The sequence below is a fragment of the Reyranella sp. genome (assembly GCF_050185545.1).
Taxonomy (GTDB): Bacteria; Pseudomonadota; Alphaproteobacteria; order Reyranellales; family Reyranellaceae; genus Reyranella.
Genome location: NZ_JBFWZI010000023.1, coordinates 15,472 through 40,245, shown reverse-complemented (window position 1 = coordinate 40,245; position 24,774 = coordinate 15,472). Strand labels below are relative to the sequence as shown.

The 24,774-nt window shown below is 65.8% G+C and carries 20 protein-coding genes; 8 read left to right on the top strand and 12 right to left on the bottom strand.

Annotation, left to right across the window (positions count from 1 at the left end):
* Window positions 1–13: 13 nt before the first annotated feature.
* Window positions 14–835, top strand: coding sequence for a 16S rRNA (adenine(1518)-N(6)/adenine(1519)-N(6))-dimethyltransferase RsmA (gene rsmA, locus AB7O82_RS09100; protein WP_428548432.1), 822 nt, complete (start codon window positions 14–16; stop codon window positions 833–835).
* 319 nt (window positions 836–1,154) lie between these two features.
* Entirely contained in the window at window positions 1,155–1,958 is an 804-nt protein-coding gene (locus tag AB7O82_RS09095; RefSeq protein WP_428548435.1) for a lysophospholipid acyltransferase family protein, read from the top strand.
* On the opposite strand, the gene gmk is transcribed toward AB7O82_RS09095, so the two are convergent.
* Both gmk and AB7O82_RS09085 read right to left on the bottom strand, forming a co-directional pair.
* On the bottom strand, window positions 1,933–2,583 hold the full coding sequence (gmk, locus tag AB7O82_RS09090) for a guanylate kinase (RefSeq protein ID WP_428548438.1): 651 nt from the start codon (window positions 2,581–2,583) through the stop codon (window positions 1,933–1,935). The two genes, AB7O82_RS09095 and gmk, sit on opposite strands and share 26 nt — an antisense overlap.
* Window positions 2,573–3,457: a YicC/YloC family endoribonuclease gene (locus AB7O82_RS09085; RefSeq protein WP_428548441.1), complete on the bottom strand. Its 885-nt coding sequence runs from the start codon at window positions 3,455–3,457 to the stop codon at window positions 2,573–2,575. Before AB7O82_RS09085 ends, gmk begins: the two co-directional genes overlap by 11 nt.
* 111 nt (window positions 3,458–3,568) lie before the next feature.
* Between AB7O82_RS09085 and AB7O82_RS09080 the strand changes: the two genes are divergently transcribed.
* Window positions 3,569–4,318 (top strand): SDR family NAD(P)-dependent oxidoreductase, encoded by a 750-nt coding sequence (locus tag AB7O82_RS09080; protein WP_428548444.1) that lies wholly within the window; start codon window positions 3,569–3,571, stop codon window positions 4,316–4,318.
* The gene (locus tag AB7O82_RS09075) at window positions 4,276–4,890 is read left to right on the top strand and encodes a cytochrome P450 (protein WP_428548447.1); all 615 of its coding nucleotides are present in this window, start codon (window positions 4,276–4,278) and stop codon (window positions 4,888–4,890) included. Before AB7O82_RS09080 ends, AB7O82_RS09075 begins: the two co-directional genes overlap by 43 nt.
* A gap of 55 nt (window positions 4,891–4,945) precedes the next feature.
* On the opposite strand, the gene AB7O82_RS09070 is transcribed toward AB7O82_RS09075, so the two are convergent.
* From AB7O82_RS09070 to AB7O82_RS09060, 3 genes are all read right to left on the bottom strand, one after another.
* Window positions 4,946–6,148, bottom strand: coding sequence for an SGNH/GDSL hydrolase family protein (locus tag AB7O82_RS09070; RefSeq protein ID WP_428548450.1), 1,203 nt, complete (start codon window positions 6,146–6,148; stop codon window positions 4,946–4,948).
* 79 nt (window positions 6,149–6,227) lie between these two features.
* On the bottom strand, window positions 6,228–6,950 hold the full coding sequence (locus AB7O82_RS09065) for a VWA domain-containing protein (protein ID WP_428548453.1): 723 nt from the start codon (window positions 6,948–6,950) through the stop codon (window positions 6,228–6,230).
* Between the two features lie 60 nt (window positions 6,951–7,010).
* Window positions 7,011–8,546 (bottom strand): class I SAM-dependent methyltransferase, encoded by a 1,536-nt coding sequence (locus tag AB7O82_RS09060; RefSeq protein WP_428619213.1) that lies wholly within the window; start codon window positions 8,544–8,546, stop codon window positions 7,011–7,013.
* 239 nt (window positions 8,547–8,785) lie between these two features.
* Here AB7O82_RS09060 and hemA point away from each other — a divergent pair, with 239 nt between their 5' ends.
* Entirely contained in the window at window positions 8,786–10,009 is a 1,224-nt protein-coding gene (hemA, locus tag AB7O82_RS09055; protein WP_428548459.1) for a 5-aminolevulinate synthase, read from the top strand.
* A 10-nt stretch (window positions 10,010–10,019) separates the two neighbouring features.
* On the opposite strand, the gene AB7O82_RS09050 is transcribed toward hemA, so the two are convergent.
* Window positions 10,020–11,225, bottom strand: a complete 1,206-nt coding sequence (locus tag AB7O82_RS09050) for an MFS transporter (RefSeq protein ID WP_428619212.1) — start codon at window positions 11,223–11,225, stop codon at window positions 10,020–10,022.
* A gap of 93 nt (window positions 11,226–11,318) precedes the next feature.
* Here AB7O82_RS09050 and AB7O82_RS09045 point away from each other — a divergent pair, with 93 nt between their 5' ends.
* On the top strand, window positions 11,319–11,732 hold the full coding sequence (locus AB7O82_RS09045; RefSeq protein WP_428551909.1) for a hypothetical protein: 414 nt from the start codon (window positions 11,319–11,321) through the stop codon (window positions 11,730–11,732).
* A 211-nt stretch (window positions 11,733–11,943) separates the two neighbouring features.
* Here the strand turns inward: AB7O82_RS09045 and AB7O82_RS09040 are convergent, their stop codons facing one another.
* The 4 genes from AB7O82_RS09040 to gor form a co-directional block, all read right to left on the bottom strand.
* Window positions 11,944–12,573: a glutathione S-transferase family protein gene (locus AB7O82_RS09040; protein ID WP_428551911.1), complete on the bottom strand. Its 630-nt coding sequence runs from the start codon at window positions 12,571–12,573 to the stop codon at window positions 11,944–11,946.
* Window positions 12,574–12,708: 135 nt separating this feature from the next.
* On the bottom strand, window positions 12,709–13,869 hold the full coding sequence (locus AB7O82_RS09035; RefSeq protein ID WP_428551914.1) for a hypothetical protein: 1,161 nt from the start codon (window positions 13,867–13,869) through the stop codon (window positions 12,709–12,711).
* A gap of 42 nt (window positions 13,870–13,911) precedes the next feature.
* Window positions 13,912–15,345: a class II 3-deoxy-7-phosphoheptulonate synthase gene (locus AB7O82_RS09030; protein ID WP_428551917.1), complete on the bottom strand. Its 1,434-nt coding sequence runs from the start codon at window positions 15,343–15,345 to the stop codon at window positions 13,912–13,914.
* Between the two features lie 133 nt (window positions 15,346–15,478).
* Entirely contained in the window at window positions 15,479–16,864 is a 1,386-nt protein-coding gene (gene gor / locus AB7O82_RS09025) for a glutathione-disulfide reductase (protein ID WP_428551919.1), read from the bottom strand.
* A gap of 137 nt (window positions 16,865–17,001) precedes the next feature.
* Here gor and AB7O82_RS09020 point away from each other — a divergent pair, with 137 nt between their 5' ends.
* Window positions 17,002–17,505 carry an EF-hand domain-containing protein gene (locus AB7O82_RS09020; protein ID WP_428551921.1) on the top strand — a complete coding sequence of 168 codons (504 nt, stop codon included), beginning with the start codon at window positions 17,002–17,004 and terminating at the stop codon, window positions 17,503–17,505.
* A gap of 25 nt (window positions 17,506–17,530) precedes the next feature.
* Here the strand turns inward: AB7O82_RS09020 and AB7O82_RS09015 are convergent, their stop codons facing one another.
* Window positions 17,531–19,891: a DUF4214 domain-containing protein gene (locus AB7O82_RS09015; protein WP_428551923.1), complete on the bottom strand. Its 2,361-nt coding sequence runs from the start codon at window positions 19,889–19,891 to the stop codon at window positions 17,531–17,533.
* Window positions 19,892–20,052: 161 nt separating this feature from the next.
* Window positions 20,053–21,273: an ABC transporter substrate-binding protein gene (locus AB7O82_RS09010; protein WP_428619210.1), complete on the bottom strand. Its 1,221-nt coding sequence runs from the start codon at window positions 21,271–21,273 to the stop codon at window positions 20,053–20,055.
* A 461-nt stretch (window positions 21,274–21,734) separates the two neighbouring features.
* On the opposite strand from AB7O82_RS09010, the gene AB7O82_RS09005 reads away from it, so the two are divergent.
* Window positions 21,735–24,692, top strand: a complete 2,958-nt coding sequence (locus AB7O82_RS09005; RefSeq protein WP_428548206.1) for a hypothetical protein — start codon at window positions 21,735–21,737, stop codon at window positions 24,690–24,692.
* The last annotated feature ends 82 nt before the right edge of the window (window positions 24,693–24,774 follow it).

Sequence of the window (24,774 nt, the reverse complement as noted above, 5' to 3'; positions counted from 1 at the left end):
GAGCGCGGCGCCGATGGATGCTCTCGCCCGGCTGCCGCCGCTGCGCGAGACCATCAGTGCCCATGGCCTCGATGCCAGAAAGCAACTCGGCCAGCACTTCCTGCTCGACCTCAATTTGACGCGCCGCATCGCGCGCAGCGCGGCTCCGCTGGCGGATGGCACGACCATCGAGATCGGTCCCGGCCCCGGCGGCCTGACACGCGCCCTGCTGATGGAGGGTGCGGGCCACGTGGTCGCCATCGAGGTCGACCGCCGCGCCATCACCGCCCTCGCCGAGCTGCAGCAAGCCGCCGGCGGCCGTCTCGACGTCATCGAGGCCGATGCCCTCGCCATCGACGTCGCCACTCTGGGCCCACCGCCTCGCCGCATAGTCGCCAATCTGCCTTACAACGTCTCGACGCCCCTTCTCCTGCACTGGCTGCGCGGCGCCGACGCCATCACCGACATGGTGCTGATGTTCCAGAAGGAAGTCGTCGACCGCCTGGTGGCCCGACCGCGCAGCAAGGCCTACGGTCGCCTGTCGGTGATCGCCCAGCACGTCTGCACCGTGCGCCCGCTGTTCGATATCGCCCCGTCGGCCTTCGTGCCGCCGCCCAAGGTGACGTCCTCCGTCGTGCGCCTGACCCCGCTTCCCGCCGACCGGCGCCTGGCCGACCTCGCTCCCCTGGAACGAGTCACCGCCGCCGCTTTCGGCCAACGCCGCAAGATGCTGCGCGGCTCGCTGGCGAGCCTGTTCGATGATCCGGTGGCGGTGCTGCAGGGCCTCGGCCTCTCCCCGACCGCGCGCGCCGAAGAGCTCGGGATCGACGATTTCGTCCGGCTGGCGCGGGCCTAGGATGGCACTGGACATCCAGACCTGCTGACTCGCCGGCTGCGTGTCTGCCGCCAGAGGATAGCGGATTTCGACGCCTGTCATCGTCTGTACGTCGACGTCGGTCGGCTGGGCCGATGCGGCGCTGTCCGAGGCGGAGAACCGCACCCGTCGCCGTGTCTGGCTGGAGTGGACGGTGCAATCGACGGACGCCCCAGCCCACCTCGCATCAGGCTGCCCAACCAGCGCACCCATGCCGTTTGCGCTCTACGCCTCCCACACGAATACTGGACGGCAGCTCCTCCATTGACAAGTGAGCGCTCACTCACTAATTTGCCCAGTCATGATCCGCTCCCTCGCCTTTAACCTCTTCTTCTACGGATTTACCATCGTCACGGCGATCGTGGGCATCATCCTGGTGCCGATCCCGACGCCGGTAGTTCTGCGCGGGCTGCTGCACTATTGGGCCAAGGGCGTGGTGTGGGCGGCGCAGGTGATCGGCGGCATGAAGGTCGAGTTCCGCGGGCGGGAGAACCTGCCGGCGCGGGGGCCGGCGTTGCTCGCCAACAAGCATCACAGCGAGAGCGACGGCATCTATCTGGCGGCCATCATCCCGGGCATCGCCTTCGTCGCCATGAAGGAACTTTTCCACTATCCGCTGATCGGCACGATCCTCTATCGACTGCAGATGATCCGCGTCGACACGTGCGGCGGCGGACGTGAGCGCGAGAACCTGTCGGAGTTCGCCCAGCGGGCCTACGACAGCGGGCGGCACATCGCGATCTATCCCGAAGGCAATCTGATGGCGCCTGGCGAGCGCGAGCGCTATCGCTCGGGCATCTACTATCTCTATCGCGACCTCGGCCTGCCGGTGACGCCGGTGGCCACCTCGCTCGGGCTGCTGTGGAACCGGCGCGACTGGCGCAAGCATGCGGGCCGCGCCGCGATCGAATTCCTGCCGGCGATCGAGACCGGTCTCGACAAGCAGACCTTCATGCGCCGGCTGGAGGAGACGATCGAGAGCAACAGCGATCGGCTGATCGCCGAGTTTTCCGGCCGGACCTACACGCCCTCGCAGCTCGTGCTGCGCTCGCAAGGTCAGACCGGCATCGGCCAGCCGGTTACCGCCCCTCGCGCAGCGCCATGACGAAATCGGCGAGGCCGTACTGGCGCTCGCGCTTCAGCCGCTCGGCGGTCAGGATCGACTTGAGCTGGATCAGGCTGGTGGCAATATCGCGATTGATGATGACGTAGTCGTACTCCGCCCAGTGACTCATCTCGTCGGCCGCCTTGGCCATGCGGCGGGCGACGATATCGGGCGTGTCCTGGGCACGCGTGATCAGCCGCTTTTCCAGATCGTGCGTCGACGGCGGCAGGATGAACACTGTCACCAGGTCGTCGCGCCCCTTTTCCTTGAGCTGCTGGGTGCCCTGCCAGTCGATGTCGAACAGCATGTCGCCGCCGGCATCGAGGGCCTCCGCCACCGCCGACCCCGGCGTGCCGTAGTAGTGATCGAACACGCGGGCGTGCTCCAGAAACTCGCCGCGCTCCAGCATGTCGCGGAAGGTGGCGGTATCGACGAAACGGTAGTCGACGCCGTCGACCTCGCCCGGCCGGCGCTCGCGGGTGGTGCAGGAGATGCTGAGCTTTATGTGCGAATCGTTCTCCAGGAGCTGGCGCGACAGGGTGGTCTTTCCCGCCCCCGACGGCGAGGACAGCACGAGCATCAGGCCGCGCCGATGGGGAGGCGGCACCTCTGCGTCATTCGACATTCTGGACCTGCTCCCGCATGCGCTCGATGGCGCCCTTCAGATCGATGCCGACGCGCGTGAGCTCGATATCGGCCGATTTCGAGCACAGCGTGTTGGCCTCGCGGTTGAATTCCTGACACAGGAAATCGAACTTGCGGCCGACCGGATTGTCGGGTCGCGCCTCAGTGAGCAATTCGCGCGCCTGCGCGATGTGCGCGTCGAGCCGGTCGAGTTCCTCGCGCACGTCGGCCTTGCCGACCAGCAGCGCCACCTCCTGGGCGAAGCGTTCCTCGGAGAGCGGCGGCGCGCGCTCGAGCAGCTCGGAAAGCTGCCCTTCGAAGCGCGCGCGCAGGGTGCCGGTTTGCGTCGCGGCGCGCTCGGCAGCCCGCCGGCACAATCCGTCGATCTCGTCGATGTGCCCCGTGATGACGCGAGCCAACGCCTGCCCCTCGGCGGCGCGCGCCGATGCCAGGGCTCTCAGCACCTCGTCGAGCGTGGCCGAGAGCGCCTTGTCGAGCCGGGCCAGCGCCTCCTCGGTCTCCTCGCCTTCGTCCTCTTCTTCGATCACGCCGCGCACGCGCAGCAGGCCGTCCGCGGCCGGCGGCGCGGCGCCGGTGTCGCGGCGAACCTCCTCGACCAGGGTGCAAAGCTCGGCGAGAAGCGCACGGTTGATGCGCAAGGGCTTGGACTGGCGCTCGCTGGTGATAGTCAGGGTGAGCGAGACATTTCCGCGCCTCAATTTCGCCCCGACAGCGCTGCGCGCCGGGTTTTCCAGGCGATCGAAACCCTGGGGCACGCGGCAGCGGATATCGAGGTTGCGCCCGTTCACGCTGCGCGCCTCCCAGGCCCAGCGCCGCCGATCATCCGCGCCCTGGGCGCGGGCGTATCCCGTCATGCTTGCAATCAACCGTCGAACTCCACTGCCGCGCCTACTGGCCGTTGCGCGGCGCGGCACTCTAGTATCGGCCCGACGTGCAGACAACGCGCCGGGCCAGAAGGTTATCCCATGAAGGAATTCTCCAGCATCGTCATAACCGGCGCCTCCAGCGGCATCGGAGAGGCCCTGGCTCTCGATTATGCCCGTCCGGGCGCCGCCCTGGCGCTGACCGGCCGCGACGCCGGACGACTGGAGACAGTGGCCGAGGCCTGCCGCGCCAAGGGCGCCACCGTCGTCGCCGACACCATCGACGTCGTCGATCGCGACCGTTTTGCCGCCTGGCTGACGGCGTTCGACGACAGCCATCCGGTCGACCTGATCGTGGCCAATGCCGGAATCTCGATCGACAAGGACAATTCCTCGCTCGACGACTTCACCCTCATCCGCAAGACCTTCGAGGTCAATGTCGACGGCGTCTTCAATACGGTCGAGCCATTGATGGGCCGCCTGATCGAGCGCCGGCGCGGGCAGATCGCCATCGTGTCCTCTCTCGCAAGCTTCATCGGCTTGCCCTATTCGGCATCGTACAATGCCAGCAAGGCGGCCGTGCGGGTGTGGGGCGAGAGCATCCGCTTCGTGCTGAAGAAGAGTGGAGTCGGCGTGAGCGTCGTCTGCCCGGGCTTCGTCGTCTCGCGCATCACTGCCAACGCGCCCTTCCCCATGCCCTTCCTGATGACTGCGGAAAGGGCTTCCGCCATCATCCGCCGCGGGCTGGCCCGCAACCACGCCCGAATCGCCTTCCCGATCGGTACCAAGGCCGCCGTATGGCTCGGCCTGTGCCTGCCCGGCCGCTGGACGTCGCGATTGATGGGGGCCTAGCCGGCGACGTAGCTGCGGGCGAAGGCTCGACCGATCCCGAACTGCGGCGTGCCGAAAGCCCCGAGACGACCAGGCAGACGGCAGCGGACTTCTTCGAGTATTTCCGCAAGATCGTCGCCGATCGCCGCCGAAACCCGCGCGACGACGTGGCGAGCGTAATTGCCAACGCCACCATCGGTGGCGAGCCCATCGCCGAGTTCGAGGCCCTGTCCTGCCACGTCATCATCGTCACGGCGGACCACGACACGACGAGCTCGACCGCGGCCGGCGGATTTCTGGCGCTGCTGCAGAATCCCGACCAGCTCGCCAGGCTGCGGGGCAATCCGGATCCGCTGCCGGGCGCTATCGACGAGATGCCGCGCTGGGTCTCGCCAGTGAAGCACTTCTTCCGCACGGCCACCGAGGACTACGCGTTGGGCGGGCGAAATATCCGCGCCGGCGAAAGTCTCCTGATGTGCTACTGGTCGGCCAACCGCGACGAAGCGGTTTTCGAGGCGCCGTATTCCTTCCACATCGAGCGTCATGCGCCGGGAGCGCGCCACTCGGTGGCGCTCTTCTTGGTGATCACATAGCTCATGAGCGCCACGGAGTGGCGCGCTCCCGGCAATGAACTCCTCTACACGAGAGTCAGCGACAGCCGTCCGGTTTCAGCTCGGGGTTCTTCTTCAAGCAGGCGCTCAGCACGTCGAACACCGCATTGCCGATCAGTCGTTGGCCGGTGACGTTGGGATGAGCGTCGATCGGGTAGTGCACCCATTCGCCGCCATGGCGCGCAACGTAGTCGCGCATCGCCGGATAGACATCGACATAGAGCAGGCCGTACTCCCGGGCGATATCGCCCAGCCGCTTGCCGGCAAGGTCGCGATCATAACCCGGCACCGAGCCGAATGAGCTCTGCCACACTGAATCGTAGACCTGCGCAAGGTAAGGGATATGGACCAGCATGGGCGTGGCCCCGACCCCGCGCGACTCCTCGGCGATGCGGCCGATGAGCTTGCTGGCGAGATCGAAGCGCCGGCGGTCCTCGCCTGCCAGATCGATCTTCAGCGCGGTGTCGAGGCCGGGCCACAGCGCCTCGTCGGTGGTGCTGAGCCGCATTGCCAGCCACATCGCGAGCTCACTGCGCTTGAACAGGCGGTAGAGCGCGAGGCGCTCGAGCGCACTGCGCAGCCTTGCGAGGCTAAGCATCGGCGTCGTGCCGTCCTCACGACCAAGCCTCTTGCCAACCAGCTCGCGGTGCTCAACCAGCTCGCCGTTGTCGCCGAGCGAGAAGTAGACGCGGCCGATGTCGCTGCCGTAGACGAAGTCGCCGGCCCTGGTGCGGCCGACGTCGTAAAAATCGGTTGCAGCCGAGAAGCCAATGATGACCACGCGTGGCTTCACGATCGGCGCCATGCGGCGCAGGCGCACCAAGTACTGGTCGAGGCTGTAGCCGTGGACGCCGCCGTTGTGAACCCAGGCCGACACGCCGCTCCTCTCGAGGTCGGCCTGCAGGACCTTGGGCCAGGTCTGCCCGGTCGAGACTCCGGACGCCGCCGTGTGGGAATCGCCCAGCGCCAGGATCGACAGCCGCCTGCCGTCGGCGTCCGGCGGCACGCGGAAATCGTAGTTGCCGAGCGCGTTGCTCACCGTCTCGATGTCGAACTCCGAGCTCACACCGTGCGAACGGCCGTTGGGATGCGGCGCCCAGGCCAATTCGGGATCGGGCAAGGTGATCGGATTGGAACTGTCGGAAACCTTGGGTTCGACCAAACGGGCCACGCCCTCGGCGAAGACCAGCACCAGCACGATGCCGAGGAAATTGATCAGGACGACACGAAGCCAACGCACGGATGCGATCCTGGCTAACCGGCGAACCGCGTCATGAGGAAGGTCGCAACGGCGGCGTGCTCGTTTCGCGCGGCCGGCGTCATTTCATCTGGTTGGTGAGCAGCGCCGCGGCGCCGCCCTGCTCGCGGCCATACTTCAGCAGAGCCTGGCGTCCGCCCGCGGCATAGGCGGCGACCGCGCCCAGCAGGCGCTTGAGCTGGTCGGGGCTCGAGCGGTCGAACCTGCAATAGGCGCCGCGGGTCAGCCGGGCGATCTGGGGGAACAGCCGCGAGGCGACGCGGTCCTCGCCTTCCTGAAACACGAAGACCGGCAAGCCCAGAAGTCCGAGCTGGCCCGCCTCGTGGCCTACGGCGTCGACATCCTCCTCGCAGCAGTCGCCGACGAAGACCACGGCATCGAGCCGGCTCTCGCGGCGTTGCGCCGCGGCATAGGCGAGCAGGCGGCCGATCTGGGTGCGGCCGGCGAGGCAGCGCACGCCGCTCATCAGCCGCGCCAGCTCATGCCCGTCGGCCGTCCAGCGGCTTACCTTGAACTCGTCGAAGCCGCGATAGAAGGCGAGGCGCACGTCGAGCCCGCCCAGCGTCTCGGTCGCCACGAACATCTCGCCCTGGATGGTGCAGGCATGATCCCACGTCGGCTCACGGCTCGCCGTCGCGTCCATGGCGAACAGCAGGCGTCCACGACCGCCGGCTGAGCGGCTGGCCGGCAACTGCTCGACCTCGCGGACGAAGTCGTCGACCGCAGACGATCCCTCGGCCTTGCGGACGCCGCGAGGGTCCTGGTTCCGGGGAGGGTTGCTCATGGGACGCTTTTTGCCTCAACCGATGCCCCGCTGTCGACCGGGTCGAGAGCCAATGGGACCTTACTCGATCTGCAATGCCTTCAGGATCGGGAGCTGCTCGTCGAGGAAGCCTGTCGCCTGGGGCATCAGCACGGCGAGGCTTCCCTCACGCGTTTCGAGTGTTTGGCCCTCCCTGATGAGCTTTTGGCCCTGCGCATCCAGCATCTGCCAGACGAACTCCGACAGCTCGCCCGGGGTCTTTCGCCCCTTGCGATGGCCGAGAAGGAAGTTCTGCACCAGGCGGGTCGCGGCAATCCCGCCGCCGGTCACGGGGCTGGCAAGAAAGTTCGCATCGCCAGCACTGCGCGCACGCTCGAGGAATCCATCGTTGAGTCTCTTGGCCGCCGGACGCACCTGGTCGCTCGTGGCGTCGTCGTGGGCCGACGCCAGGTGGCCGGCGCCCGCCAGCACCATGACTGCCTCGATCACCTGCTTGAAGTTGACGTTGCGGGGCTGCATCCCTCGGGCGATCTCGCCGATCGCCTTGGGCTGGTGATCGGCGAACAGGTCCAGGATTGGATCGTAGACCAGCGCGTGCAGGGCAATCTCTCCCAGTGGCGCCTTGATCTTGAGCTCGACCTTGGGTCGGTGCGACACCAGCACCAGGCGCTCGGCGGCGAGCGCTTCGGCCTGCTGCAGGTGCGTCAGCCGACCGGCACCCTTGGCCCAATAGTCTCGACGGAACTGCTGGTTGATCATGAAGTCGCGCAGCGACTGGCGGAACGGGCCGTCGGGCACGCTTTGCAGCAGCCCCCATTGCTCGGCGGTGATATTCAGCGGATCGAAATGCTCGAAGTAGCTCGCCGAGCAGGCAAACGAGACGCGGGCCGGTCCGAGCGCCTCGACCATGGTCGTGAAGTACGTCGGCCGCCAATGACCGTTCAGGAACTCGTGAACGAGGTAGTTGGGATCCTTGCCCTTGATACCGTCGAAACGGTCCACGACCAACGGATTGTGGCGGCGGAAGGCCGGGTTCGTCGCCAGGAATTTTTCGACGAACTCGAGCGTGCCCTTGAGAACGTTGAGCTTGCCACCTCCCGCGGCGCCCGAGAGGGCGGCATGCTCGGCCATCAGGTGGCGGATCGGCGCGAAAGACGCCCATCCCGGAACCACGTTGTAGCCGATGTACAGAATTCCTCGGACCTTGAGCTTGCGGCGGATGAAGTCGGTGAGCAGCGCCTGGTTTTCGGGCGAGATCCAGCTCCAGATGCCGTGCATGCCGATGAAATCGAAATCCGGCAGATCGGGCCGGTGGACGAAGTCGGCGAAGGCTTCGTCGAGGAGCTTCACATCGACGCCCGACGCAGCGCCAATCTCACGGGCATAGCCCACCTGTGCCGGGTTGAAGTCCGTGCCCCACCATTCGGTGGTCGATGTCGCGGCATGGAGATTTATGCTGAGGCCTTGGCCGAAACCCAGCTCGCAGGCTGTGCCGAACCGGGGCGGCGAAAGGCCGGCGGCCAGCAACGCCAGCCGCGCCACCAGGGGATTAAGCTCCTTGTTGTAGGCGTGGGAATACTCCACGTCGGTGAGGTAGCCGTCAGTCCAGTCACTCATCGATCAGTCTCGCAAGAGGCCGCCCCCCTCATAGCGAATGCCTGCGACGGGGTCATGGCTCTCATTGCCAGGCACGCCACGGGCAGAAACCCCTGCAGCGCGCCTCCGTAGGCGGCCATCACGATTCCGTGCGTCGGGGCGGGACTGGGGTGTTTGCGCGGGATCAAGGCGCGCCGCGACCAAAATACCCCTATTGGCGGCGCGCATTCCGACTAAAATCGGCTCCCGGGAGCAAGAAAATGGACTATCAGGGATTCTTCTCGCAGCACCTAGACCGGTTGCGCGCCGAAGGCCGCTACCGGGTGTTCGCCGAGCTGGAGCGGATCGTCGGAGCGTTTCCGCGCGCCCGGCTGCACCGCGAGGGCCAGGCGCCGCGCGACGTCACGGTATGGTGCAGCAACGATTATCTCGCCATGGGTCAGCACCCGGTCGTGATCCAGGCGATGCGCGAGGCGATCGACACTCAGGGATCGGGCGCCGGCGGCACGCGCAACATTTCCGGCACCAACTGGCTCCATGCCGCGCTCGAGCGCGAGCTGGCGGCCCTGCACGGCAAGGATGCGGCCCTCGTCTTCACCTCGGGATATGTCGCCAACGAGACGACGTTGCAGACCTTGGGCGCCATGCTGCCGGGCTGCGAGATCTACTCGGATGCGTTCAATCACGCCTCGATGATCGCCGGCATCCGCCACTCCGGCGCGACACGGCGCATCTTCCGCCACAACGACGTCGCCCATCTCGAGGCGCTGTTGGCCGCGGCCGATCCGGCGCCCCCCAAGATCGTGGCGTTCGAATCGGTTTATTCGATGGACGGCGACGTCTCGCCCATCGAGGAAATCTGCGATATCGCCCATCGTTACGGCGCGCTCACATACCTGGACGAGGTCCATGCCGTCGGCATGTATGGCGCCAATGGTGCAGGCGTTGCCGAGCGCGACGGCGTCCTTGAAAAGGTCGACATCGTGCAGGGCACGCTCGCCAAGGCATTCGGCGTCATCGGCGGCTACATCGCGGCCTCGGCCGCGACCGTCGACTTCGTACGCTCCTGCGGTTCGGGATTCATCTTCACCACCTCGCTGCCCCCTGCGATCGCTGCCGCGGCGCTGGCGAGCGTGCGCCACGTGACGAGCCATCCCGAGCTGCGCGTGCGCCATCAGGAACGCGCCGCAATGCTGAAGCGCAAGCTCGCGGCGGCCAGCCTGCCGGTGATGCCCTCCTCTACCCACATCGTGCCGGTGTTCGTGGGTGACGCCGCACTCTGCAAGCAGGCGAGTGACCTGCTGCTCGACCGCCACGACATCTACGTCCAGCCGATCAACTTTCCCACGGTGCCGCGCGGTACCGAGCGGCTGCGTCTCACCCCGACGCCGCTGCACGGCGACGGCGAGATGGCCTGCCTGGTCGCGGCGCTGCAGGACGTCTGGCAGCGGCTGGGGCTCGGCCAGCGCGCTGCTGCCGAGTAGGCCCGGCGCCCTACTCGACCGTGCGCATGCTCCACAGGCGCGAGCGGAACAGAATCACCAGCACCAGCAGCACCATTCCGGCCGCCGGCAGGAGCATGGCCGCCTGCAATCCCCACAGGGCGCAGATCGAGCCGGTCAGGAAGGCGCCGATCGGGCCGCCGCCGCCGATGCCGAGCTGAAACAGCGACATCAGGCGCGCGCGATGGCTGGCCGGCGCCACGATCTGCACCACCGTGCGGCTTTGCGTCATGGTCACGCCGGCGCCGATTCCCCAGACGAAGATCAGGCCGACGAACACCGGGAAGGGCGGCAAGGTCGAGAGGGCAAACAGGATGACGAAGCCCGCCGACACGGCGGCCGCGATGAGCCGGCCCCGCAGGGTCAGCCGGCGGGCCAGCCCGACCAGCGCCATGCTGGCCAGGATCGTCGCCGCCCAGAAGGCCAGGTTGACGTAGGACAGCTCCAGTGCGCCGCCGGCATAGACGTCGCGCACGGCGAGCGGCAGCACCGCCATGAACGGCCCGACATAGAACACCCCGACGCCGAAATTGATCAGCAGCACGGGCCAGACCTGCTCGGATCGGGCGGCCACGACGACGCCCTCGGCCATGCTGCGCCAGAAGCCGGTCGATGCCGCGGCAGGATGCGGCAGCGCCTCGGGCAGCGCGCGCACGGCGAGACAACCGATGAGCAGCAATCCGGCCTGCAACAGCAGCAGCGGCTCGGCGCCGAAGCGATCGGCCGACGAGGCGAAGGCGATGCCGATCAGCTGGCCCAGGAACTGCAGCGCCGTCACCAGCGCCACCGCGCGCGGCAGGCCGCGTTCCTTGGCAACGACCGGCAGCAGGGCATCGCGTGTCGGTACGGCGAAGGCGCCGATCCCTCCCGTGATGACGCCGTAGGCGATCAGCAGTGGATAGGAGAGCCCGCCGCGGGCCAGCACGACCGCCAGCACCAGCGGCGGGAGGGCGTAGATCACGTGATAGACGAGCAGCAGGCGACGGGCGTTTCCGCGATCGGCAACCAGGCCGCCGATCGGCAGGAACAGGAGCGACGGCGCCATCATCGCCGTCTGGGCCAGTCCGACCGCGAAGGCGTCCATGTGTAGCACCACCGCAACCAGCCACGGGAACAGCACCATCTGGATGCCGAGCGGCACGAACCAGCTCGCGAGGCCGAGCAGATAGAAACCGAAGACGTTGCGGGAGGAAGCCACGGGACGAACTTGATCGCGAGTTGCACAATCTATATTTTGCAGGCGCTTAATGCCGCTTCCTGACACGGCAGTCAAAGAAGCAGAAGCAGGCCGATGACGACGCTCAACCGTACCACCCTGGTCAAGGTGCTCGAAATTCTGGACAGCAGCCACGCCGACGAGGCGCTGGCGGCGGCCAAGCTCGCCTCGACCATGGTGCGCGAGGCCGGCCTCACCTGGGACGAAGTGCTTGCGGCCACGATCGGCGAGGCGCCGTCACAGCCACCGCCCGATCAACTGGAGAGCCGCGCCGCGGGCGCCGCCGGAGGTGCCGGCCCGTTCGGCTACCGCCGCGATCGCGAGCCGACGGCGCACGAACAGTTCTTCATGCTGCTGCTGAGCCCGCGCACCCCGCCCGAGATCAAGAACCGGCTGCGCGGCTGGGAAGCCCGCGTGCTGGATGGCGAGATCACGCCGCAGGATACGGCCGACCTGCAGTCACTGTATCGGAGCTTCGTGGCTGGGTAGAGCGATTGCTAATTCGGCGCCGTCCAAATTGGCGCTTCAGTTCGGCGTCCAGACCCACTGACAGGTACCATGAGTCGGGCGCTTTTCAGCATTCACGCAGACACGAAAACCAGCTTCCTAATCATCGCCCCCTCCGGACGTAGCCCCTTCCAATCAGGACCGCGCCTATGTGCGGGCCGCCTGCGGTTTGCCCGAGCCGGCCCAGCGCGCTTCAGGTAGCAACCAGCACGTTGTTCTCGCGCTCGAGCACACGGCGCACGGCCGGTCGGGCCAGCATGCGGTCCTTCCAGGCAGTGTAGTTCTTCAGTTCCTCGACCGGCAGGCCGATGCGCTTACCCCAGCCGTAGAACACCAGGGCGTAGCCATCGACGACGCTGAACTGGTCACCCAGGATCCACTGCTTGGTGCCGATGATGCCGTCGATCTCCTTCAACGCGTTGTGGAAGTTCTCGCGGCCGACCGCCTTCAGGTGGTCGAACACACCGGTATCGGTGGCAAAGCGCTCGGGCCGGGAGATGTGGGTGAAGGACGGGTGCACGTTATTGGAGAACCACGCCATCAGCGAGATCGCCCGCGCCCGCTGCACCGGGTCGGAGGGCATCAGGTGCGGTGCGTATCTCGTTGCGATGAAGTCGAGGATCGCGGTGTTCTCCACGATCGTGCCCTCGTCGATCACCAGTGCCGGCACGCGGCCGCGCGGATTGATCTTCAGATACTCCGGCGTCCTCTGCTCGCTCTTGGCGAAGGCCAGGGCCTGCGAGTCGAACTTAGCGCCGCTTTCCTCGAGACCGATATGCGATGCCGTCGAGCACGCCCCGGGCGCGTAATAGAGCTTGAGCATTGCGTTCCCCTCCTCGATCTGTCGTCTGAGCCAACCTTCGTCGTCCTGAGCGCAGCCTCAGCGCCATGAGTTCCATGTACTTCAGAGGTCGGCGGCGATGAGACCCTTCGCTGCACTCACGATGACAAAAAAGCTCTACAGCGGCCGCGCCGCGCCGTTGGGGCGTGCGCGGTGCAGGAACTCGCGGCCGATCTTGACCCGCTTCTCGCCGTCGTACTCGACGATGTCGGCGGTGGCGTAGGTCTCGGTCCAGCTCGATGGCAGGAACGAGCCCGATCCGACGACGTCGATCGGAGCCTTGCACGAGGCCATGACGCGGCACTTGGCCGGGCCGAAGCCGGACGAGGCCACGATCTTCACCTTGTCGAAACCCGCGCGGTCGAGCGCGGCGCGCAGATGGAAGATCGCCGCCGCCGACACGCCGGTGCCGACGAGATAGCGCAGCTCCTCCTCGCTGCGATAGCCGCGGATCGATTCGGGCGAGAAGCGTTCCAGCTCGGCGTACGAGGAGGCCGGATCGAGGCCTTCGATGTAGCGGCCTCCGGTCGTGTCGAGGCGCAGCGACAGGTTGCCAGCCGCGGCCAGCTCGGGAAAGCGCCGGCAGACCTCCAGCGAGTCGGAGATCTCGCGGGCGAAGTAGTCGACCAGCACGGTCATCGGCTCGCCGGCGAAGGTCTCGTGATACATCTCGGCGGCGCGCACGGTGGAGCCGGCATAACCGATCAGCGCGTGCGGCATGGTACCGAGCCCGTGATCGCGGCCGAAGAAATGCGCCGTCGCGTGCGTGGCGTTGCCGATGAAGCCCACCGCGCCCACCTTGCGCTTGGCGCGCGCCGAGCCGACCGACGCGGCGTAGGCCATCATCTCGGCCATCTCCTGGCCGGCGCAGTGTCGCGCGTCCATGGCGAGGAAAGCCGTCTTCGGCATGTCGGCGCACATCGTCCAGGCGTTGTAGGCGGCGACGCAGGCCGGCCCGAGCTTCTGCAGGAAGATCGTCTCGAGATCGACCAGATGGAAGAACGAGCCGGTGATGTACATCATCGGCTCGCCGGCGCCGACCCACTTGCCCTCGGCATAGCGCAGGTCGAGGTCGACCGAGTTGTTGCGCGAGCGGCCGAGCTCCTCGAGCCATTCCAACGCCAGCCGCGGCGCGAACACGACCGGTCGGCGCATGAAGATTGCATAGGTCACGCGGCAATCGCCGAAGCGGCCGATGACCTGCTTGGTGCGATTGAAATAATGATCGGTGTAGCGTTCGATCTCGCCGCTGCTCGGATGCGTCTGCGTTTGCGTCATCGGCCCTCCCCCGGCCTTCCCCACCGCCGATCGCCTCCGGCTTTATGCCGTGATGCGCGACCGGGCGACCGACAGGCGCTCGGCCTTGAGCTGCTCGGCGAGCAGGAAGGCGAGCTCGAGCGCCTGGCTGGCATTGAGCCTGGGATCGCACTGCGTCTCGTAGCGTTCGCCAAGCCCGTCGACCGTGATGTCGACGGCGCCGCCGACGCACTCGGTCACTTCCTGACCGGTCATCTCGAAATGCACGCCGCCGGGGTGCGTTCCCTCGGCGCGATGAACGGCGAAGAAATCCTTCACCTCGCTCAGGATGGCGTCGAAATGCCGGGTCTTCCTGCCGTTGGCCGCGGTCACCGTGTTGCCGTGCATGGGATCGCACGACCACACCACCGAACGGCCGGCACGCTTCACCGCCCGCACCAGGGGCGGCAGCTTGTCGGCCACCTTGTCGGCGCCCATGCGGGCGATGATGACGATGCGCCCGGCCTCGTCGGTCGGGTTCAGGGTGTCGATCAGGCGCAGGAGATCGTCGGTCGACAGCGAGGGGCCGGCCTTGAAGCCCAGCGGGTTGCGCACGCCGCGCATGAACTCGACATGCGCGCCGTCGGGCTGGCGCGTACGGTCGCCGATCCAAACCATGTGGGCCGAGCAGTCGTACCAGTCGCCCGAGGTCGAATCGACGCGGGTCAGCGCCTCTTCGTACTGCAGCAGCAGCGCCTCGTGGCTGGTGAAGAAATCGGTCTCGGCGATCTGCGGCGTGGTCGCCGAGGTGAGCCCGCAGGCAGCCATGAAGTTCAGTGTCTCGTCGAGCCGCGCGGCCAGGTCGTGGTAGCGTTCCGACGCCGGCGAGTTGCGCACGAAGTCGAGGTTCCAGCGATTGACCTCGTGCAGGTCGGCGTAACCGCCCTGGGCGAAGGCGCGCAGGAGATTGAGCGTCGCGGCCGACTGGTTGTAGGCCTGCACCATCCGCTCGGGATCGGGCCGGCGCGCCTCGGCCGAGAACTCGAAGCCATTTACGTTGTCGCCGCGGTAGGACGGCAGCTCCACGTCCCCCACCTTCTCGACGTTGGACGAACGCGGCTTGGCGAACTGGCCGGCCATGCGGCCGACCTTCACCACCGGCACACCGGCGCCGTAGGTCAGCACGACAGCCATCTGCAGAAGCACGCGGAACGTATCGCGGATATTATTGGCGGTGAAGTCGACGAAGCTCTCGGCGCAGTCGCCTCCCTGCAGCAGGAAGGCCTCGCCATTGGCCACCTTGGCCAGCGCGGACTTCAGCTTGCGCGCCTCGCCGGCAAAGACGAGCGGTGGGTAGCGCCGCAGCCGCGCCTCGGCGCCTGCGAGCAGCGCGGCATCGGGATAGACCGGCATCTGCAGGGCCGGCCGGCTGCGCCAGCTCGTCGGCGTCCAGTCGGCGGCGCTCGAGCTGTGTGAGGCCTGCACGGCAGCCTGGGATGAGCCCGCAATCGCAGTCATTTCTTCCTCCAAACGCCCGCGACCGCCGCCCCGCCTTCACACCCAGAGGGGGCCAGCAGGCGGGGACACCCGGTCGTCGGGGACGGTGAACCTATACGCGCTGTGGATAAAAGGCCAGTGGCGGCGGCCCCGCCTACTCCGCCGCGCGGCGCGTCGGCGTGGGTTCGGCGCGGGCCGTGCGCATGGTGACGAATTCCTCGCCAGCGGTCGGATGGATGCCCACCGTCGCGTCGAACTGAGCCTTGGTCGCCCCGGCCTTCACCGCCACGGCAAGGCCCTGGATCAGCTCGGCGGCATCGTCGCCCACCATGTGGACGCCGACGACCCTGTCGGTCGCGGCCTCGACGATCAGTTTCATGAAGGTGCGCTGCTGGCGGCCCGACAAGGTGTACTTCATGGGTCGGAAGGCGGTCACGTACACGCGCAGCTCGCCCAGCGTATGGCGCGCCTCCTCCTCGGTCAGGCCGACATTGGCGAGCTCGGGCTGGCAGAACACCGCTGACGCCACGTTGCGATGGTCGGCCTTGCGCGGCTTGCTGCCGAACTCGGTGTCGGCGAAGCAATGACCTTCGAGGATCGCCACCGGGGTGAGGTTGATGCGGTCGGTGACGTCGCCCACCGCCCAGATGTTCGGGGCCGTCGTCTTCGACCATTCGTCGACGGCGATGGCGCCCACCTTGTTGAGCTGCACGCCCGCCTTCTCCAGGCCGATGCCCTCGGTGTTGGGAGCGCGGCCGGTGGCATACATGACGAGGTCGGTCTCGAACATGCCGCCGTGCTGGGTGTGCACGCGATAGGGCGCCCCGCCGTTGGTTGCCTCGATGCGCGCGATCTGCGTCTCGGTACGCAATTTGATGCCGTTGTGGGCCAGCGCCTCGTGCACGGCGGTGCGGCATTCCTCGTCGAAGCCGCGCAGCACGCGGTCGCGCCGCAACACCAGGTCGACGTGCACGCCAAGCCCGTTGAAGATGCCGGCAAACTCGACGGCGATGTAGCCTGCGCCGACGATGGTGATGCGCTCGGGCAGCTCGGGCAGATGGAACGCCTCGTTGGAGGTGATGGCGAATTCACGACCAGGGATTTCCGGGATCACCGGCGCGCCGCCGGTGGCGATTAGGACCTTGTCGGCCGTCACCGTCTGCTCGCCGACGGCGATCGTGTGGCGATCCATCAGCCGGCCGCGGCCCAGATGCAGCTTCACGCCGGCACCTTCGAGCAGGCGGATGTAGACGCCGTTCAGACGGTCGACCTCCTTCTGCACATTGTCGCGCAGGGTCGCCCAGGAATGTGCCGGCTGCGGCACCGACCAGCCGTACGCGGCGGCGTCCTCGAACTCGTGCGCGAACTTGGAGCCGTAGACCAGGAGTTTCTTGGGGACGCAGCCCCGGATCACGCACGTACCACCGACACGGTAGTCCTCGCAGATGCCGACCCGGGCGCCATGGCCGGCGGCAATACGTGAGGCGCGCACGCCGCCCGAACCGGCGCCAATCACGAACAGGTCGTAGTCATAAGCCATGTGGATAACCTCGAGAACAAAACCACAACACGGCCACAATCCGGTCGCGCGTCGGACTATATCGGGGCTTAGACGGCGAAGTAAGGGAACTGGAGGTTTCTAAACCATTTCCTGATACAACTTATAGGATATGACTCATGCTGAAGCTGTTCTCCATGTCCGCCACCCTGGCCCTCGTGAGCTGCGCTGTCCTCGCCGCCCCCGGCGATTCGCCTGCGCCGACATCGCCGCAGCCGCCGGCCTCGCAGCAATCGGCCCCTGCCGAGCGCGGCGGCCGCGCCCCGAGCGGGCTGATGCGATACGACACCAACAAGGACGGCGTGGTCGACCGGGCCGAATGGAAGGCCGGCCAGGAAGCCCGCTTCCGTCGGCTCGACGCCAACGGCGACGACAAGCTCACCAAGGAGGAGCTGTTCGCCCGCACTCCCGGCGCCAACAGCGTCCTGCCGACCGATCGCCAGGCCCAGCGCCAGTCGACCTACTTCCAATTGCTCGACGCCAACAAGGACAGTGTCGTGACCTTGGCAGAGTTCGTGGCCCAGACTGACCGCAATTTTGCCCGGTGCGATACCAACAACGACGGCCGCATCGACACTGCCGAGTGCCGGGGCGCGCTGCAGCGGAGGCCCAGCGACCGCTGAGCACGGCAGGGCGAGAGGCGGAGCGTCAGGCTCCGCCCAAGCTCGCGAGGGCGTGGGCCAGCACGACGTTCTCCGCGTAAGCGATGCCCATCAGCACCGTCTCTGGCTTGTCGGATATGCCGATCATCATCGCGATCGCTTCGGCACGCTGATCCTCTGTCCAGGACGTACCTAACTGCTGCTGCTCGGCTACATAGGCGAAACCGACCGCCACCTTGCCCATCAGCCTCGTGATATCCTGCGCGCCGCCCGGTGTGTTCTGGGCACCGCTCATCACGTCGACAAGCACCGAGCCGACAAAGCCGCCCTGCTCGAGAGTCTGATGGAGCCGTTCACTCCAGTAGGCCAGCCCGGCAGCGTCCGGCGAACGCCCGAACAAACTCGAGTAGATGGTGTTCACGAACCCGTTGAACTCGAAGTCCTGAGCATCCTGCAGGTGATCGATGAAGGGATAGAGTGTCTTGGCCTCGCTACTGATGGCGAACGAGCTCGCGATGTTGGCCAGCAGCGCCGTCGGCCCTTGCGTTTCTTGCCCGGCGTGGAACTGGTTCAGCCAGAATTGGAAGCCCGGCGCATCGGCCCCCCGGTTGAAGAAGGCGACATAAGTTGCCGCGATCTGCTCTTCGGGCGTCAATGCCGGCAGGTCGAGCGTCGTCGCCGGCCCAACGATCTCCGGAACGATATAGAGCAGCACCTCGCCGTTTCCCTGACCTAGACTGTCGTCAGCGTTATAGGTGAAGCGATCGATGCCGGTGAAACCGGGATCGGGCGTGTAATCGAAGTGTCCGTCAGTGCCGAACGCGAGAGTTCCATGCGCCGGACCGTGCACCAGCGAAACCGTCACCGGATCGGTGAGCTGATCGTTGGCCAGAACGCCCAATCTCTCATTCGGATCGGTAGGAATCGTCGTCCTGATCTGCAGCGTCTGCCCCGGCGTGACGATGAAGGCATCAGCGTGCACGATCGAATCGTCGTTGAGGATCACGCCCTCCACCAATGCCGTGTCGTAGATCAGTCCACCGTCGGGATCGAACAGCGTCACCAGAAAATGTTGATCCGGCTCGACGAAGCCGTCGGCAGCGACCTGGACTGCGATCGTCTTGGTGGTTTCGCCGGGTGCGAAAGTGACCTCCCCGCCCGGTCGGGGAGTGCTCCAGATACCCGGGTCGTCGTACGGAACTGCTGAGACGCCCCAGCGGATGCTCTGGTAGGCCGATAGCTCACCGCTTCGCGTGAGGGTGAAGGTGAATGTCGTCTCGCCCCAGTTGCCCTCCGGCTTGACCGCGTCGAGCGGTGCTACCGCGACGATGCTCATGGCCTGCAGGTAGACATTCTGCGTCGCCGTGTAGGCCAATGTGTTGCCGACCCAGCTAAGGTCAGCGGTCCCCGGAATGAGGTCGCCGGGCGGTGGCGTGGCGACCATGAGACCGCCGGTAACCCAGTCCTTGACGAAGACGGCCATGCCGGAAACGCCGAAGATGGAGGCCCAGAAGGCCGTCTTCGTGCCGTCCGGCGAGAAGATGGGATTGTAGGCCAGACGCCCAAACGCCTCCTGAAACGCCGCCGTGCGCTCCCCGGTCGCCAGATCGTAGAGAAAGACCCCGTTGCCTGAGCGAAAAGCGAGGTGAGTCCCACCCGGCGAGAAAACGGGTGCACTGGTCGTCGAACCGTTGTGGAGGGCGCTCCCGATGCACTCGATCGTGCCTGTCGCGAGGTCCTTCACGAAGACATCGATCGCCCCGTTGGTGTCGCCCGCAACCAGGTTCGACGCGGCGCTGGAAAAGGCGATCCTGGTTCCGTCCGGAGAGAAAACGGCGTCTGATGAGTCGCTGATTGCCTGCGCGCCGCCCTCGCCGATCGAGACGCGAGTGACGACGCCCGTCGCGAGATCCTTCAGGAAGATGTCGTTGTGGTTATTGGTGTCGCCTGGCACCAGATCGGAAGCGAGGCTTCGGAACAGGATCTTCGAGCCATCGGGTGAGAACACGAGGCGAGGCGTGTCGAAATCGGGTTCGTAGGCGGCTCCCGTCGCTACACGCTGGACTTCTCCTGTCGACAGGTCTGCGATGAAGAAGTCGGCCATTCCGTTGGTATCGCCCTGCACCAGATTGGTGGCGTTGCTAACGAAGGCGACCTTGGTCCCGTCCGGTGAGAATACAGGACCGAGCGATTTGCCGTTGGAAGCAGCGCCTGTGGCGTCGTTCGACAGACGCGCGACGGTCCTCGTAGTGAGGTCCTCGACATAGATGTCGGGCTGGTTGTTGGTGTCACCCCTAACGAGGTCAAAGCGGTAACTCGCGAACGCGACCTTTGAACCATCGGGAGAAATGACGGGCTGCCACCCTTCCACGGGCGCGTCGGTCTGGTCGGTCAACAAATTGGCCACGAAAACTACCTTGAATTTGCGGGGGCGCGAGATGCATAGTTAACAAGTTACTATACACCAGAATCATGGCAAAGGGTCGACGAACACACTCTCACGTTGCACGCAAAAAAGGCCGCCGGTGAGCGGCGGCCTTCCTCTCTCTCTCTTGCTGTTAGGAACGCTCAGGTGCTTTCGGCCGACATGACATCGCCAAACAGTTCCCAGGTTTCGCCCTTGAAGCGCTGGAGCTGCACCGACTGGACCGGATAGAAATCGGTCGGGCTGGTGCTGACGGTAATGCCGGGCAGCAGCAATGGTACCCTGAGCTTCTGATGATTGGCGGCCTGCTTCATCAGGTTCTCGCGGGTCAGGTTGTCGCCGCACTTCTTCAGCGTCGCCTCCATCAGGAACGACACCGAATAGGCGTAGATGTAGTTGGCGTCGGCCTGATTGGCGCCAGGCATGTACTTCGCCATCCACTCGCGCCACGCCTTCATCTCGGGATCGTTTTCCCACTGTTTGTCGGTCGGATCCTTGAGATAGGCCGCGGTGATGATGCCCTGGCTGTTCTCGAAGCCGGCCGGCTTCATGACCGAGGCGACCGAGGCCGAGACGTTGTTGAGATAGTGCACCGGCTTCCAGCCGATCTCGGCCGCCTTGCGGATCGATTGCGCGGCGAACTTGGGGATCGAGATGTTGAAGAAGACGTTGGCGCCCGAATCCTTGAGCTGGATGACCTGGCTGTCGACCGTCGGATCGGTCGTCTCGTAGGTGACGTGCTTGACGACGCGGCCGGCTTCCTTGCCGAGGCCTTCCTTGAAGCCCTCCCAGTAGTCCTTGCCGTAGTCGTCGTTCTGCATCAGCACGGCGACCTTGGCATCCTTGATGTTGGCCAGGATGTGCTTGGCATAGATCACGCCTTCGGTGTGGTAATCGGGCTGATAGCCCATCGTCCACGGGAACTCCTTGGGCTTGCCCCACTTCGACGCCCCGGTGGCGACGAACAGCATCGGCACCTTCTTCTGGTTCATGTACTTGTGGATCGCCGTGTTGGTCGGCGTGCCCAGCGTATTGAAGGTGCACAGCACCTTTTCCTGCTCGACGAGCCGGCGCACGACCTCGACGGTCTTGGGCGGCGAATAGCCGTCGTCGAGCGTGATGAACTTGATCATGCGGCCGTTGACGCCGCCGCGGTCGTTGACGCTCTTCCAGTAGGCCTCCTCGCCCTTGCCGATCACGCCGTACGAGGACGCCGGACCGCTGTAGGGGTTGGTGTGGCCGATCTTGATTTCCTTGTCGGATGCTCCGTCGCTATACTTCTTTTGCGCGAACGTCACTCCCGACGCTGACAAAATGGCGGCCGTGGACGCACCGCCTACAAAACCACGCCTATTGATCCTCAACGTGTCCTCCTGTGCCTTACGCTTCTGTACGCACTACGCATTTACACGCGGCAGGTTTGCGCGAAATCGCAGGCCCTGGGAAGGAGAAAACGGGCTCCGCGCTATACAAGTTTGCAATGTAAAACGCATGCCCCATTTTCGCGTTCGTCTCCCTGCTCAGGAGAGAGGAATGGCGTGGCAGACCGTATGCCAGTGCCACGCAATCAGGCGACGGGAACGCGAGGTCGTTCCGAAGCGGAACCGCTTCCGCTGCCAGCGGCCAACGCATAGCGCGCGGTGACTGTCACCCTGGTCGCGAAGCACGTTTGTGTCGTCCCACGTGAAGCGTGCCCTCCCTGTCGAAGGGTCGGCTCGCGACGGCGCTGTCGCTGCGCCAACCTGACGTCATCCATCGCAAAGGCTACGACTGGACAGTTCGCATTTAACATGCAATTATATATGAGTGGGAATGGGAGTACCGGGTGGCGACGTATAGTCAGTTGACGAAGTCGACGTTTCTCGACGCGTTCGGGACCAATCAATACACGGAGAGCCAGTACAAGGACGTCGCCACGGGGGACGCAAGCAAGGCGCAGGATACACTGGCCGGCTTCTTCAAGTCCGGCTCGACCGACGCGACCATAGGAGAAGCGTCGTCCGGCGCCGCGCTGACCATCGCGCTGATCGTCAAACGCAAGCACGATCCGACCGATCTCCTGACGAACCATTCCTGGGCCGAGCGTCAGGCGGCACTCGCCGACCAGAACGCCGTTTTCGACAAGTACGGTGCCGACCAGGCGACATACGAAAAGGTACGCGCCGACCTGGTGTCGGTCGTGGGCCAGAGCGCATTGGACAATGCGACGGGCAGCGGCTTCGTTTCTTCCGTCGAGAACCGGACGATCTGGGCGACCGTCGACCCGACGACGTTCCAGGATCTGTTCGGCAACGAGCTGCTCTGGGTCGATGGGTCGACGTACGATGGGGTCGCCTGGACCGGAGATCTCGGCCTCAACAGCAAGATCTCCAAAGACGACATCGGCGGTTTGTGGTTCGAGGTCGACGCACTCCTGAGCAATCCGGAGGTGAAGGACTCGACGGGCGTGACCCTCGACCCGGGACCGCTCAGCATCGGAAACGATGCCGCCAACAACGGCGACTATGAGAAAGCCACGCCGGCCGCGATCGCGAGCAACTACGGTTTTCCTTTATCGTCCACGGTCGAGACGCCTGCCATCGCAATCATCGCGGACGACGTAAATCAGCAGCAGGCGCTGTTCGCGGCTTACAATGCCTACCGGCAGGAGGTCGGCCTGCCGACGGTCACGGCCGACGAGTTCGTCGTGGTCACCGGCCCCGACGGCACAGGCCAGGTCGACCCCGAGCTGGGGCTCGATATCTCGACAGTCGCAGGCGCTGCACCGAACAGCACGCAGCTTCTTTACGCCCTGCTCTCGGGGACGCCCTTCGCCGCCTACCAGGCGGCGTTCTTCGATCAGATCAACGATCCTCACGTCCTGTCGTCGTCGATCGTGGGGTTCACGCAGTCGACGGCCGGGTCGCCGTTCTACCAGGCATGGCACGACCTTTTCGTCGACGGTGCCCTGGCAAACGTCTCCGTGCACAACGCGGCGGGCGACCAGGGCGCGACCGGGTACATCTACAACGGTATCGCGAACGTCAACCAGTGGCAGGCCTCGCCGTTTGCCATCGGAGTCGGCGGCACCTCGATCGCCGGACGCTACGTCGCCGGCCTCGACGATTCGCTCACCACCCACCTGGATGCGGCCCTGATGAGCGTTCCGGCGACCCTGTTCTCGCTGGTCGCCGCCGGGCTCAAGAGCCTGCCGAACACGATGCCGGACGTGGCGCCGGCACCTCCGGATGCGGCTACCCCGCTGGCCACGCTGTTCGAGACCGTCTGGCAGATGGACGAGGCCTTCGTCGATCCGAACACCGACCAGCTCACGGTAGCCTTCGGCTCCAACAATGCCGGCTCGGGAGGCATTGCCTCGGGCGTACTGATTCCGGGCTACCAGATGGATTTCGGTCTCTCCGACATGACCGGCGGCAAGCGCGGCTATCCCGACGTCGCGGCGCTGGCGGACGGCGATACCAAGTACGCCGTGTTGAACGCCGGCTATGTCGGCGACACCAGCCAGTCGCTGCTCACCGCAACCGGCGGCACGAGTGCGTCGACGCCGCTGTGGGCCGCTCTCACGGCGCAGATCGATGCGATCTTCACCGACCAGAATCTGCCTCTGCTCGGCTACTACAACGACCTGCTCTATGCCGCCGCAGCCATTGCGCCCGCGTCGTTCAACGACATCACGATGGGCAACAACAAGAACAGCTTCTATACGACGGCCGACGGCCCGGTCCACGATTCCGACGTCGGCCTGGACATCGTGCCCACCGGCAACGGCTATGAAGCACAGGCGGGCTACGATCTGACGACCGGGCTGGGCACACCCAACGGCACCATCCTGGCGCGCACTCTGACGGCGATCGCGCATTCCCAGATGTCGCACACCGACAAGCCGCCGGTGCTCGATCTCGGCGCGTCGGATCCGACCAGCGCGGTCGCTCAGAGCCTGCTCTTCCAGACGGTGTCCAAGCACGGTGCCAGCGTCGTCGTGTCGATGGGCACGCAGACCGACTCCTACACGAGTGCGGCGAGCGGCGCGCAGGCGTGGACCAGCCAGCTCGCTCAGCAGTCCCTGCAAGAGGACTTCGACGCCGCGCTGGTGCGTCTGTTCGACTCGCAAACCCAGGGCACGATCGTGCAGCACGCCCTCGCCGAGGGCGAGACGCTGACAGTCGAGATCCATGCCGCACAGGGCAAGACGGTGCAGGGAACGCTGACCACCGATTTCGGCTTCGTCGACTACATGGTGCCGACCGGCACCGGGACGGTGCCGCACGAGATGGTGCGCGTCGCCCGGCCGATCGCCGTCGCCGAGACGGTCGATGCCCTGGACGACCAGACGGCGATCGTGCGGTTGCGCCAGGACGGCACCGATTCGATCGCCCTCACCTTCTACCGGGTCGACGACCTGCTGGGCTCGGTCGGCGGCCTCCTGCCGGGTACGGCGGGCTATGAAGCGGCGGCGGCGGCGCGCGCCTACCACACGGACGGGAACGAGACGTCGATCCTCGGCCCGGGCTACGGCAAGTACCACGAGACCAAGCTGAAGGACGTCGACTCCGGCGACCTGATCGCCATGACCCTGGTCAACCTGACGACCTCGCAGACCTACTGGGGGTTCTCCCAGGCCAACGAAACTTCGGGCGGCCAGCCGGTCGCCCACCTGTGGAATTACGGCCTCAACACCTGGGGCTGGGAAGACCGCCAGGGCAGCAGCAGCGACCACGATTTCAACGATCTCATCGTAGGCATCGACTTCACCAGCGCCTACGGCAGTGCCTGGCTGAGCTAGCCGAGTTCCAGCTCGGTGGTGATCACGCGCCTCGGCGAGGCCCGGGGCGATGGGAAAAGAAAGGCCGCCTCACGGCGGCCTT

Coding starts and splice junctions, on each gene's coding strand:
- rsmA (WP_428548432.1), top strand. CDS start 14: ATGGATGCTCTCGCCCGGCTGCCGCCGCTGCGCGAGACCATCAGTGCC.
- AB7O82_RS09095 (WP_428548435.1), top strand. CDS start 1,155: ATGATCCGCTCCCTCGCCTTTAACCTCTTCTTCTACGGATTTACCATC.
- gmk (WP_428548438.1), bottom strand. CDS start 2,583: ATGTCGAATGACGCAGAGGTGCCGCCTCCCCATCGGCGCGGCCTGATG.
- AB7O82_RS09085 (WP_428548441.1), bottom strand. CDS start 3,457: ATGACGGGATACGCCCGCGCCCAGGGCGCGGATGATCGGCGGCGCTGG.
- AB7O82_RS09080 (WP_428548444.1), top strand. CDS start 3,569: ATGAAGGAATTCTCCAGCATCGTCATAACCGGCGCCTCCAGCGGCATC.
- AB7O82_RS09065 (WP_428548453.1), bottom strand. CDS start 6,950: ATGAGCAACCCTCCCCGGAACCAGGACCCTCGCGGCGTCCGCAAGGCC.
- AB7O82_RS09060 (WP_428619213.1), bottom strand. CDS start 8,546: ATGAGTGACTGGACTGACGGCTACCTCACCGACGTGGAGTATTCCCAC.
- hemA (WP_428548459.1), top strand. CDS start 8,786: ATGGACTATCAGGGATTCTTCTCGCAGCACCTAGACCGGTTGCGCGCC.
- AB7O82_RS09045 (WP_428551909.1), top strand. CDS start 11,319: ATGACGACGCTCAACCGTACCACCCTGGTCAAGGTGCTCGAAATTCTG.
- AB7O82_RS09040 (WP_428551911.1), bottom strand. CDS start 12,573: ATGCTCAAGCTCTATTACGCGCCCGGGGCGTGCTCGACGGCATCGCAT.
- AB7O82_RS09035 (WP_428551914.1), bottom strand. CDS start 13,869: ATGACGCAAACGCAGACGCATCCGAGCAGCGGCGAGATCGAACGCTAC.
- AB7O82_RS09030 (WP_428551917.1), bottom strand. CDS start 15,345: ATGACTGCGATTGCGGGCTCATCCCAGGCTGCCGTGCAGGCCTCACAC.
- gor (WP_428551919.1), bottom strand. CDS start 16,864: ATGGCTTATGACTACGACCTGTTCGTGATTGGCGCCGGTTCGGGCGGC.
- AB7O82_RS09020 (WP_428551921.1), top strand. CDS start 17,002: ATGCTGAAGCTGTTCTCCATGTCCGCCACCCTGGCCCTCGTGAGCTGC.